Source organism: Phyllobacterium sp., from assembly GCF_037994425.1.
Classification (GTDB): Bacteria; Pseudomonadota; Alphaproteobacteria; order Rhizobiales; family Rhizobiaceae; genus Phyllobacterium.
The window spans coordinates 1-11,518 of sequence record NZ_JBBNAM010000095.1; the positions used below are offsets into that span (position 1 = coordinate 1).

Annotated in this window: 9 protein-coding genes and 2 pseudogenes; 10 read left to right on the top strand and 1 reads right to left on the bottom strand. The window is 59.8% G+C overall.

Annotated features, from left to right (window positions below; translation table 11 throughout):
- The 5 genes and pseudogenes from AAAB35_RS06825 to lpxC form a co-directional block, all read left to right on the top strand.
- Positions 1-206, top strand: a pseudogene (locus AAAB35_RS06825) (D-alanine--D-alanine ligase); the annotation flags it as partial.
- Positions 194-1,135 carry a cell division protein FtsQ/DivIB gene (locus AAAB35_RS06830; protein WP_340667456.1) on the top strand — a complete coding sequence of 314 codons (942 nt, stop codon included), beginning with the start codon at positions 194-196 and terminating at the stop codon, positions 1,133-1,135. The pseudogene AAAB35_RS06825 and the gene AAAB35_RS06830, both read left to right, overlap by 13 nt.
- The gene (ftsA, locus tag AAAB35_RS06835; RefSeq protein WP_340667457.1) at positions 1,132-2,454 is read left to right on the top strand and encodes a cell division protein FtsA; all 1,323 of its coding nucleotides are present in this window, start codon (positions 1,132-1,134) and stop codon (positions 2,452-2,454) included. The genes AAAB35_RS06830 and ftsA overlap by 4 nt, the downstream gene beginning before the upstream one ends.
- Positions 2,455-2,522: 68 nt before the next feature.
- Positions 2,523-4,205, top strand: a complete 1,683-nt coding sequence (gene ftsZ / locus AAAB35_RS06840) for a cell division protein FtsZ (protein WP_340667458.1) — start codon at positions 2,523-2,525, stop codon at positions 4,203-4,205.
- Between the two features lie 270 nt (positions 4,206-4,475).
- A complete protein-coding gene (gene lpxC / locus AAAB35_RS06845) occupies positions 4,476-5,417 on the top strand; it encodes a UDP-3-O-acyl-N-acetylglucosamine deacetylase (RefSeq protein ID WP_340667459.1) in 942 nt (313 codons plus the stop codon).
- Here lpxC and AAAB35_RS06850 read toward each other — a convergent pair.
- Positions 5,412-6,305 (bottom strand): LysR substrate-binding domain-containing protein, encoded by an 894-nt coding sequence (locus AAAB35_RS06850; RefSeq protein WP_340667460.1) that lies wholly within the window; start codon positions 6,303-6,305, stop codon positions 5,412-5,414. The genes lpxC and AAAB35_RS06850 overlap by 6 nt on opposite strands.
- 119 nt (positions 6,306-6,424) lie before the next feature.
- Here AAAB35_RS06850 and AAAB35_RS06855 point away from each other — a divergent pair, with 119 nt between their 5' ends.
- From AAAB35_RS06855 to recN, 5 genes and pseudogenes are all read left to right on the top strand, one after another.
- On the top strand, positions 6,425-6,835 hold the full coding sequence (locus tag AAAB35_RS06855; RefSeq protein ID WP_340667461.1) for a tautomerase family protein: 411 nt from the start codon (positions 6,425-6,427) through the stop codon (positions 6,833-6,835).
- A complete protein-coding gene (locus AAAB35_RS06860) occupies positions 6,832-7,410 on the top strand; it encodes a DUF4865 family protein (RefSeq protein WP_340667462.1) in 579 nt (192 codons plus the stop codon). The genes AAAB35_RS06855 and AAAB35_RS06860 overlap by 4 nt, the downstream gene beginning before the upstream one ends.
- An 84-nt stretch (positions 7,411-7,494) precedes the next feature.
- A pseudogene (locus AAAB35_RS06865) lies at positions 7,495-8,779 on the top strand (MFS transporter).
- A 318-nt stretch (positions 8,780-9,097) separates the two neighbouring features.
- The gene (locus AAAB35_RS06870; protein WP_340667463.1) at positions 9,098-9,964 is read left to right on the top strand and encodes an outer membrane protein assembly factor BamD; all 867 of its coding nucleotides are present in this window, start codon (positions 9,098-9,100) and stop codon (positions 9,962-9,964) included.
- 18 nt (positions 9,965-9,982) lie between these two features.
- Positions 9,983-11,518: DNA repair protein RecN (gene recN / locus AAAB35_RS06875; protein ID WP_340667464.1), on the top strand; the 1,536-nt coding region annotated here is incomplete at its 3' end.

Below are 11,518 nucleotides of genomic sequence, written 5' to 3' on the forward strand. Positions count from 1 at the left end.
AGGCAATTGGATGTAAAGGAATTAGCCGGTCGGACTTCCGTTACGACGACCGTTTTTCCGAAGATGGCGAGCTTATCTGGCTGGAGGTGAATACCCAGCCCGGCATGACTCCAACATCCCTGGTACCTGATATCGCCAAAGCTGCGGGGCATACCTTCGGTGAATTGTTGAGTTGGATGGTGGAGGACGCATCGTGTTTGCGTTGAAGGCTAAAAATGCGCGTCCGCGCGCTGCTGTTCAGGTCGCTTCAGGCCGCTCGGCAGCTTTTGGCCGTTTTCGCATCGTCCTGCCGAAATTGCTGCGCAAGCCCGTCCGCGTATTCTCGCGCCTGGCCGAGGGTGAGCTCACGATTCCCAATCATGTCGGAACCCTCGGTGCTGTTGCCTTCTTTGCGTTGACGGGTGCCTACGGCGCGATCCTCGGTGGTCATGCACCCGAAGTCGTCAAGGTAACGACGTCGACGTTCGGCTTTGCCATCGAAGATGTGAAGGTTGTCGGCAACAAGGAAACGTCGGAAATCGACGTTCTCGGTGCGCTGGGGCTCGATGGCGAGACGTCGCTGGTCGGATTGAGCGCGGCCGATGCCCAGAAGGCGGTTGCCACGCTACCCTGGGTCGAGTCCGTCGACGTGTTCAAGGTCTATCCCAATACGATCCAGATTTCGATCCATGAACGGACGGCTCTGGCAGTCTGGCAGAACGGCAGTGAGCTTTCAGTCATTGATGCGGATGGGCGCGTGATCGTTCCCTATACGGGCGGACGCAGCGCTTCGCTGCCACTGGTCATCGGTGCCGGCGCCGAGAAGCAGGCGAAACTGCTGTTTGCCCAGATGGCGGCATTCCCTCAAATCGCAGCCGAAGCGCGGGCCTATGCCCGGGTAGGTGACCGGCGTTGGGATCTGCTCTTGAAGAACGGCGTGACGCTGATGCTGCCCGAGGGGCAGATCAAGCAGGCGCTCGCCGATATCGGCGATATGGATAGCAAGTCGGGCATCCTGTCGCGAGATATCGCGTCAGTCGACATGCGGCTGACGGACCGTGTGGTTGTAAGGCTGACACCCGAGGCGATGGTGCAGCGTGTTGAATATTTGAAGGCGCGGGACAAGGCGCCAAAGCGTTCGGAGAAGCGTATATGAGTATTCTGAACGGAAAGAACGCGTCGACGGGAGCGCCATCCGCAAAGCGGACGCGCTCCTTGACGGTTCTCGACATTGGCTCCAGCAAGGTCTGCTGCATTATCGCGCGGCTGCGCCCGCGGGAGGAAAGCGCGCTTCTGCCGGGCCGTACGCACCGCATCGAAGTTCTCGGCATCGGTCATCAGAAATCGCGCGGCATCAAATCGGGCGTAATCGTCAATCTCGACGCGGCCGAACAGGCTATCAGGCTCGCCGTTGATGCGGCGGAGCGCATGGCCGGGCTCACCGTCGATTCCATGATCGTCAACATTTCGTCTGGCCGCCTCAAGAGTGAGACGTTCTCGGCAAGTATCAATCTCGGCGGTCATGAAGTCGATCAGGCCGATATACGCCGCGTGCTCGCCGCGGGCGCCAAGCAGGCCCTTGCGACCGAACGGCACCTCGTCCATTCCCTGCCGGTCGCCTACGGCCTTGACGGCGAGCGCGGTATTCGTGACCCGCTTGGCATGATCGGCGATACGCTCGGGGTCGACATGCATGTGCTTACGGCAGACGCTGCGCCGCTGCGTAACCTCGAACTTTGCGTCAATCGCTGCCATCTGTCGGTCGAGGCGATGATTGCCACTCCCTATGCCAGCGGTCTTTCGGCGCTTGTTGACGACGAAGCCGAGATGGGCGCCGCATGCATCGACATGGGCGGCGGCACGACGACGATCTCCGTCTTTTCCGAAGGCAAGTTCATTCATGCCGACGCCATCGCCATCGGTGGCAACCATGTGACGATGGACGTCGCGCGCGGCCTCTCCGCCCATATGGACGATGCAGAGCGCTTGAAGGTCATGCACGGCTCCGCACTGCCGAGCGCCGCTGATGACCGCGACCTCATCAGCGTGTCGCCGCTCGGCAATGACGCTCGGGACGTTCCCAATCAATATCCACGTGCCGTACTTACGCGCATCATCCGGGCTCGCGTCGAGGAGACGCTGGAACTGGCGCGCGATCGCCTGAACCAATCGGGTTATGGGCAGATCGTTGGCAAGCGCGTCGTGCTTACAGGTGGGGCCAGTCAGTTGGCGGGGCTGCCAGAAGCCGCTCGCCGCATCCTGGCTCGCAATGTGCGCATAGGCCGTCCTCTCGGTGTTACGGGACTTCCCGAAGCGGCCAAGGGTCCGGCTTTTTCCGCAGCGGTTGGTCTTCTGATTTATCCGCAGGTGGCAGGAATTGAGGAGCGTTCTGTAAAGGCCGGTTCATCATCGCTGATGACAGGTACGGGTGGGCGTTTTCAGCGTATCGGCCAGTGGCTGAGAGAGAGTTTTTGATCAATCGGGGAAACCCAAAAGAAAATACCGCAGCGGCGAGGCGGTAAGGACGAAAAGGAACGAGACACATGAGCATCAATCTGCAAAAGCCGGATATTACCGAGCTTAAGCCCCGGATCACCGTCTTCGGTGTTGGCGGTGGCGGTGGCAATGCGGTCAATAACATGATCAATGCCGGCTTGCGCGGTGTTGAGTTTGTTGTGGCCAATACGGACGCACAGGCACTTTCGCAGTCGAAGTCAGAACGCCTCATCCAGCTGGGTGCGGCGGTGACCGAAGGCCTGGGCGCTGGTTCGCAGCCGGAAGTCGGCCGCGCAGCTGCCGAGGAATGCATCGACGAGATCAATGATCATCTGTCGGGCACGCACATGTGCTTCGTTACTGCCGGCATGGGCGGCGGTACGGGCACTGGCGCTGCTCCGGTTGTGGCGCGTGCGGCACGCGAAAAGGGTATCCTTACCGTCGGCGTCGTTACCAAGCCGTTCCATTTCGAAGGCCAGCGCCGCATGCGCACCGCCGACATGGGCATTTCCGACCTGCAAAAGAATGTCGATACGCTCATCGTCATTCCCAACCAGAATCTCTTCCGCATTGCCAATGACAAGACGACCTTCGCCGATGCATTCGCGATGGCCGATCAGGTGCTCTATTCCGGCGTTGCCTGCATCACCGACCTGATGGTCAAGGAAGGGCTGATCAATCTCGACTTTGCCGACGTTCGCTCGGTCATGCGCGAAATGGGCAAGGCCATGATGGGTACCGGTGAAGCATCCGGCGACGGCCGCGCAATGGCAGCCGCAGAGGCTGCAATTGCCAATCCGTTGCTCGACGAGACCTCGATGCGCGGCGCCAAGGGACTTCTGATCTCGATCACGGGCGGTCGCGACATGACGCTGTTCGAAGTCGATGAGGCTGCAACGCGTATCCGCGAAGAAGTCGACCAGGATGCAAACATCATCCTTGGCGCGACCTTCGACGAAAGCCTCGAAGGGATCATTCGCGTCTCGGTCGTTGCTACCGGCATCGACAAGCAGGTTGGGGAGTCGGCGCCAGCGCCGATCGAATTTCGCCAGCCTATGAAACCTGTTGCCAAGCCTGCCCCGCAGCCGGCAGCTCGTGTCGAGACGGTTGCCCGCCCGGTGGTGCAGCAGCCTGTTGCACGTGTTGCCGATCCGATCGCCGATGTGATCCGCGCCGCCGAACACGAGGCTCGACAGCGTGCACCACAGCCGGTCGAGCAGGAATTCCGCCCGCAGAGCCGTATATTCCAGGCACCTGCGCCGGAAGTCTTCGACGCGCCGGTAGCGGCGGCACCCGTGCAGCCCGTGCACCAGCCGGCACCCCAGCCGCAAATGCAGGCGGCGCCCGTGCAGACCGCTGCGCCGCGCATGCCCAATGTTGCTGATTTCCCGCCGGTCGTTCAGGCGGAACTCAACGCGAGGGACATGGTCTCGCGCGAGCAACCTGCCTACGAGCCACAGGAAGATCGTGGTCCGATGGGTCTGCTGAAGCGCCTGACAGCTGGCCTTACCCGCCGTGAAGACGAAACGGCACGGCTCGAGCCGGCCCAGCCGCGGGAACCCGCTATGCGTCCGGCCGAGCCACGCCGTCCGCTCTCGCAGGATGCGTCGATCTATGCGCCGCGCCGTGGACAGCTTGACGATCAGGGCCGTGTGCAGCCGCAGTCGCGCCAAGCTTCCGAAGACGATCAGTTGGAAATTCCGGCATTCCTGCGCCGGCAAGCCAACTGATCCGATCACGGAATATTAACGAGTATGAATTCCGCCATTCAAGTAATGGCGGAATTCTGCATTCAAATCATTGAATTGGCATGGAAACGACTTAACTGCATGCGTGGCGGTTTCGTTACAAATGTCCCGAAACCGTGATTTTGCTTCGCAGGGCACCAACTGTATCTTGCGCTGCAATATGACAGAATGGCTGATTCCGCGGCAACGCCGCTCACCAATCGATGTCGATACCGGAAATGAGTCCGGTCAGTTTCACAGGCACGAGGTTCAATGCGCGATTTCCAGACAACGATAGCAGGACGCACGACGCTTTCCGGAGCGGGCGTTCATAGCGGCGCTCCCGTGACGATGACTTTTCTGCCTGCCGACCCCGATACCGGGATCGTGTTTCACCGGGCAGATGGTAAGGGCGGCAGCCACGCCATCAAGGCGCTGGTGTCTGAGGTCGGCTCGACGGACCTGTCGACGACACTGACCAACCGAGCCGACGTGACGATCAGCACCGTCGAGCATGTCATGGCCGCGATTGCAGGTGCCGGCATCGACAATATGTCCATCGAGATCGATGGTCCGGAAGTGCCGATTCTCGACGGTACATCGCTGGCGTTTCTCGATGCTTTAGAGGAAGCGGGTTTTGTGCGCCAAGCGGCGAAGCGGCGCTTCATTCGTATCCTCAAGCCGACGCGCATCGAGTCGGGTGCCTCCTGGGCGGAGTTTCGCCCTTATGATGGCACGCGCTACGAGGTCGAGATCGATTTCGAAACGCCGATCATCGGCCGGCAGAAATTTGCCGCCGACGTCGACGAGAAAATGTTCCGCACAGAGATTGCGAGAGCGCGCACGTTTGGTTTCATGCGCGACGTCGAGAAGCTCTGGGCGGCAGGTCTTGCGCTCGGTTCCTCGCTCGATAATTCGCTGGTCATCGGCGACGACAATTCGGTGATCAATCCGGGCGGCTTGCGTTACAAGGATGAATTCGTGCGCCACAAGACGCTCGACGCCATCGGGGACCTCGCACTGGCGGGCGCGCCCTTCATAGGTTGTTTCCGCTCCTATCGCGGCGGACACAGACTTAACGCCGCGATCTTGCGCGCACTTTTGTCCGATCATACGGCATTCGAGATTGTTGAAATGGCAGGCAAGCGCAGCCAATCCCCTGGGGCAACGCTCGTCGCGGTGAATGCGCCGGTTTTCGCGCCTTGGGTGCTATAGAACGACTTGAACCGCACTTTCTACCGCCTCGACCATGATTGAGGCGAGGCGGGCCGTTGCCGGTTCTGCATGCGCCTCGGCGCGATGCAACAGGAGGCCGAGGGAAGGCAATTCAGGCAAGCCGCTAGCAACCGGTGTGACGCGCCGCACACTGGACGGAAGGCCGACCGGAGTGCGGACGGTGAGCCCGAGTCCGGCCGCCGTTGCCGCCCAGAGTCCGGCAAGGCTCGGGCTGGTGAAAGCGAGCCGCCATGGAATACCGGCATGGTCGAGCGCATTGGTAGCCGCGGTCCGTAACAAGCACGGAGCCTCGAGGCATGCCAGCGGCAACGGCTGATCGGAAGACTTCCGCCAGTCGTTGACGTCGTCCGCCGGGCCAACCCAGCACATCGGCACATCGACGATGCGTTCGCAGTAGGGCGTAACAGCGCCGTCGCTCCAGGCGAGCGCAAGATCGAGCCGCCCAGACGTTACCCTTTCGATCAATTCGGCGTTGCGGGCGACACGGGCTTCGATCCTGACCTTGGGATGGGCACGAGCAAACTGCCCTAGCACCTGTGGCAGAATGTTCTCGCCGAAATCTTCCTGCAGGCCGAGACGAACCCAACCTTCGAGTTTGCTGCCAAGAATCGCCGCAACTGCTTCGTCATTGATATCGAGCAGACGGCGGGCATAGGCCAGCATCGTCTCTCCGGCATCTGTCAATGCGAGGCCGCGCCCTTGTTTGATAAAGATGTCTGCGCCGGCCTGCTGCTCCAGCTTCTTCAATTGCGAACTGACGGCAGAGGTCGAGCGCCCCAGTCTTTCCGCGGCCTTGGCAAAGCTGCCGAGTTCGATGCCGGTTGCAAAAGTCCGCAACACGTCGAGATCGAATGTGATGCTTCGCATTTTAATTATCCCAATTTTCAGGACTAACAATTCAAATAATTCTGATTTTAAGGACGATATTGCGCGCTTATATTGTTGGCGTCAAGTGTAGCTGACGCCAGAACAGGAAGGGAACTACCATGCCATTTACCCGCATCTCGCTGCTTGAAGGAAAATCTGCAAACTATGTGCAAGCTCTGTCGGACAGCCTGCAACAAGCGATGGTTGAAACCTTCAACGTACCGGCGGCCGACCGCTTTCAAGCAATCCACCAGCATCGTCCCGGCGAACTGATCTTCGATCGCAATTATTTCGGTGGGCCACGGTCTGACGATTTCGTTGTCTTTTCGATCACGACCGGCAAGCCGCGTAACACGGCAACCAAAAAGGCCTTCTACAAGCGGCTCGTGACGCTGCTCGGCGAGTCGCCGGGGGTAAGACCGGATGATGTCATGATCATCATAAGCACGTCGAGCCGGGACGAGTGGTCGTTCAGCAATGGCGAGGCGCAGATGCTTGAAGGGGTCGCGGTCGAGGAAGAAAAGTCATGATCGCCATGCAGTATAGCTTCACGCTACCGGTCGATTACGACATGTCGATCATTGACAGGCGTATCGCGGAGAAGGGACCCCTGCTCGACAATCTGCCCAACTTGAAATTCAAGGCCTACCTGACGGCCCGCAAGAGTGGGCCGAACACTGAGAACCTCTACGCGCCTTTCTATGTGTGGGATAATGAGGAAGGCCTCAACGATTTCATTTGCGGCGATGGTTTCGCGGGATTGACGCAGTCATTTGGCTGGCCCGCCGTCAGAACCTGGTTTATATGGCAGGCGCGGATGTCGAGCGACATCAAAAGCGCTGTCATTGCGACGCGCGAATTGCGTCTCACCCCGCCCCACTCGTCACTTGCGGAGTTGCGAAGGCGGGAGGGGGCGGAAGTGTTCGAGGACGTGGAGCGAAATGGCGCGCTGGCTTCAATTTCGGGTTTTGAGCCCACAAGCTGGACCCGTATCCGCTTTGAACTATGGGGCGAGCGAGATTCCATCCCATCAGGGGGTTCGATCGAGGTTTTCGACGTCGGGCATGTTTCCTTTCCGGATGCCGGGAGCCCGCATGGCGATTAGACTATTGTCGGGGTATTAAGCCGTGGAACTCCATGCAACGAATGGCAGCAGGCGGCACCGGCAAGACCACTGCGCGACCGCGTTATGGAGCCAGTCGTGCAGTCCGCAAACAGCGTTTCAATCAGCCGTTCACTCATTGCGCTCGCCTTTCTCAATTTCTTTCTCGCAGATGCCCGCGACGGTCTTGGGCCCTTTCTTGATGCATTCCTGGCAACACGCGGGTGGTCCCCAGCGACCTTGGGGATTGTTGCAATGCTCGGCGGTATCCTTGGCATGGTGGCGACGCCGCTGTTCGGTGCGCTGGTCGATTGCTCCAAGCACAAGCGTGTGCTGATCGTCATTCCCGTCATGCTCGTGAGCGCTGGCGCCTTGTGGACCCTCGTGAGCCCGGACTATTTTTCCGTATTCGGCGGCCAATCCCTGACTGCGGTCGTCGGGGCCGTTATCGGCCCGGCGCTCATGGGCCTGACACTCGGCTTGGTGGGCGAGAAGAAATTTCCCGACCAGGTCGCCCGCAACGAATTCTGGAACCATGCGGGCAATGTCGCTTCAATTGCGGCTATCTACGCTGCCGTCGTCACCTTTGGCGATAAAGGCGTCATCGGACTTATGATCGTTACCGCTACGGCCGCCGTGCTTGCCGCACTGGCCATCGATCCGAAGGAAATCGACGATGACGTCGCCCGCGGTCTTACCCATGAAAAAGGGGATGACCGCGAGGGACCATCCGGCTATGCGGTGCTTTTCGAAAACAAGGGCTTGCTGCTTCTTGCCGCAACATTGTTGATTTTCCATTTCGGCAATGCACCGATGAGCCGATTGATAGGGCAGAATTTTTCGATACAGCTAGGCACGCCCTTCCGCACCACGGCCATCATCGTCGGGGTGGCCCAGGTGACGATGATCGCCGCCGCCCTGGCGGCGCCGTATCTGATAAAGCGCTTCGGTCTTGGAAGCGTGTTCATCATCGCGCTTTGTGCACTGCCTGTGCGGGGGGGTGATTGCCGGGACATTCACCGATTTTGCATCGATATATCCCGTTCAGATTTTGGACGGAATCGGCGCGGGCCTCATCGGAATTGCAACACCCATCGCGGCGGAGCGCATCCTGTCGGGAACCGGACGCTTCAATGTCGGCCTCGCCGCCGTGATGACGGTGCAGGGCATTGGCGCGTCGCTCAGCAATGCCGTTGCCGGTTGGCTCACCCATGTTGGTGGTTACGCTCTCGCCTATTGGGTGCATGGCGGCGTTGCGCTGCTGGCAATTTTGTTGTTCCTCTCAGGCGCGTCATCGATCGCGCCGCAGACACCCAAATCCAGGGGTCGCAAGACAGAAGGAACTGTCGCAAAACCGGCTGAGAGTCGGTAAAGCAACTGGCTGGCAGGCTTGTTGCAAGGATAGAAACGCCGCAAACCGTCGCCAATCCCATGAATAAGGTCGATGTTTCGGGCCTTAAACCTTCAAATCGCGCGTATTTCGCCACCAATTTAAGCTCCGCCACAAAATTGGACGATTGGATGGCAATAAGATTGCTGATTCCTGTCGCTTGTGGTTTATGAACGCCCAACCGACGGTAAGATTGACTTTGCCTGGAGCATGAGTCGCAAGCGTGACCAACAGGTTTGCGAGTGATGCTCTTGAATTATATGTGGGGCCGGAGAGAGCATGGCGAATTGCAGACTATCGATGAATGAGCGGTTTGGCAGCAAGGTCAGACTGACCCTTCTTCTTGTTCCGATCGCCGGCGCATTGGCCATAGCAGGTTGCGCATCCAAGGATGACGATATCGATCTCAACGCCTATGTGGATACGATCGAACCAGCAGACGTTCTCTACAACCAGGCACTGGCCAATCTGAATTCAGGACGTCTCGATGAGGCCGCCAAGAAATTCGATGCGGTTGACCGCCAGCATCCCTACTCGGAATTCGCTCGAAAGTCGCTGGTTATGGGTGCCTTCGCCAATTATCGCGCTGGCAAGTATGACGAAGCCGTCAATATGACCAAGCGCTACATCGCGCTCTATCCAACGCAGCCGGAAGCGGCCTATGCCTACTATATCACCGGCCTTGCGTACTATCGCCAGATCCCCGACGTAACGCGCGAACAGAGCATGACACGCCGTTCGATCGCAGCATTCAATGAAGTCGTCGAGCGTTTTCCGGACTCCGAATATGTCGAGGATTCGAGGGCAAAGATCCGTTTCGGCCGCGACCAACTCGCCGGCAAGGAAATGCAGGTCGGGCGCTACTATCTCGAACGCAAGGATTATGTGGCGGCGATCAAGCGGTTCCGCGGCGTAGTTGAGCAGTATTCGAACACGCGTCACGTCGAAGAAGCCTTGGCACGCCTGACGGAAGCCTACTATGCCCTCGGTGTGACCAACGAGGCGCAAGCGGCAGCTGCGGTGCTCGGCCAAAACTACCCGGACAGCCAGTGGTACAAGGATAGCTACAAGCTCCTGCAAAGCGGTGGTCTGCAGCCGCGCGAAAGCGCTGGATCATGGCTCACCAAGGCGGCGGCGGCTATCACTGGCGGCAAAGACGGCGTCTGAACCTAACCTGAGCGATCCATGCTTTCGCATCTGTCGATCCGCGATATTGTTCTGATTGAACGGCTCGACATCGAGTTTCGCGAAGGTCTGTCGGTGCTGACCGGGGAGACGGGCGCAGGCAAGTCCATCCTGCTTGACGCCTTGTCACTCGCCCTCGGCGCCCGCGGCGATGCCTCGCTTGTCCGCCATGGTGCAGAGCAGGGGCAAGTGACCGCCGTTTTCGATGTGATGGGAGCGCACCCTGCGCGCGCTTTGCTGCGGGAAAACGATATCGACGACGACGGGGACATCATCTTGCGCCGCGTGCAAACCGCCGATGGTCGCAGCCGTGTTTTCATCAACGATCAGGCAGCTAGCGTGACCCTGCTACGGGAGCTCGGGCGACGGTTGGTCGAGATCCATGGCCAGCACGACGATCGTGCCCTGGTCGACATCGATATCCATCGCACGCTGCTCGATGCCTTCGGCGCGCTTGAAACCAAGGCTGCCCTCGTTCGCGATTTGCACAAGGCCTGGCGTGACGCCGAACACTCCCTTGTACGCCATCGGGCCAAGGTGGAGGCAGCTGCGCGCGAAGCCGATTACCTGCGCGCGTCGGTCGAGGAGCTTGCCAAGCTCGACCCCGAGCCGCAGGAAGAAGAGGCCCTTGCCATCAAGCGCACGGAGATGATGCGCTCCGAAAAGATTGCCGGCGACATCAACGACGCCAATGAGGTGCTATCGGGGAATGCGTCGCCCGTGCCATCGCTGGCGAGCCTGGTCCGGCGCCTGGAGCGCAAGGTACCGGAGGCACCGCAGTTGCTGGAGCCGGTCGTCAGGGCGATCGACGACGCATTGAACGCGCTCGCCGATGCACAAAATGGTATCGAGCACGCCATTCGGGCCATTGACTTCGACCCGCGTGTGCTCGAACAAACTGAAGAGCGGCTCTTTGCACTTCGCGCGGCTGCCAGGAAATACTCCGTCACCGTGGACGATCTTGCAGCGCTGCGCGACAAGATGGACGCGGATCTTGCCGATATCGACGCGGGCGCGGAACGACTGGCCTCCCTTGAGGTGGAAGCAGCGACGGCGCGCGACGCCTATGACCACGCGGCGGCGGTGCTCTCAGTCGACCGGCGCGAGACCGCGGACCATCTCAAACAGGCCGTCATGATCGAACTTCCGGCGCTCAAGCTGGAGCGCGCCGAGTTTATTGTCGAGATCACGACTGATGCCCAGAGCCGCACGGCTGACGGTATCGACACGATTGAATATTGGGTCAGGACAAATCCTGGCACGCGCGCTGGCCCAATGATGAAGGTGGCGTCCGGCGGCGAGCTTTCGCGGTTCCTTCTTGCACTGAAGGTCGCGCTTGCTGATCGCGGGTCGGCGCCGACTCTCGTCTTCGACGAGATCGACACCGGTGTCGGCGGCGCCGTTGCCGACGCGATCGGGCAGCGGCTGCGCCGCCTTGCCGGCCAGGTGCAGGTGCTATCGGTAACGCATGCGCCGCAGGTCGCGGCCCGCGCTCAAACCCATTTTCTCATTGCCAAGGCGGCCGCCGGCAACGAC

Bases quoted from the DNA above. Each gene is read 5' to 3' on its own strand.
- AAAB35_RS06855 (WP_340667461.1), top strand. From the start codon at position 6,425: ATGCCATTTACCCGCATCTCGCTGCTTGAAGGAAAATCTGCAAACTAT.
- AAAB35_RS06860 (WP_340667462.1), top strand. From the start codon at position 6,832: ATGATCGCCATGCAGTATAGCTTCACGCTACCGGTCGATTACGACATG.
- lpxC (WP_340667459.1), top strand. From the start codon at position 4,476: ATGCGCGATTTCCAGACAACGATAGCAGGACGCACGACGCTTTCCGGA.
- ftsA (WP_340667457.1), top strand. From the start codon at position 1,132: ATGAGTATTCTGAACGGAAAGAACGCGTCGACGGGAGCGCCATCCGCA.
- ftsZ (WP_340667458.1), top strand. From the start codon at position 2,523: ATGAGCATCAATCTGCAAAAGCCGGATATTACCGAGCTTAAGCCCCGG.
- AAAB35_RS06870 (WP_340667463.1), top strand. From the start codon at position 9,098: ATGAATGAGCGGTTTGGCAGCAAGGTCAGACTGACCCTTCTTCTTGTT.
- AAAB35_RS06850 (WP_340667460.1), bottom strand. From the start codon at position 6,305: ATGCGAAGCATCACATTCGATCTCGACGTGTTGCGGACTTTTGCAACC.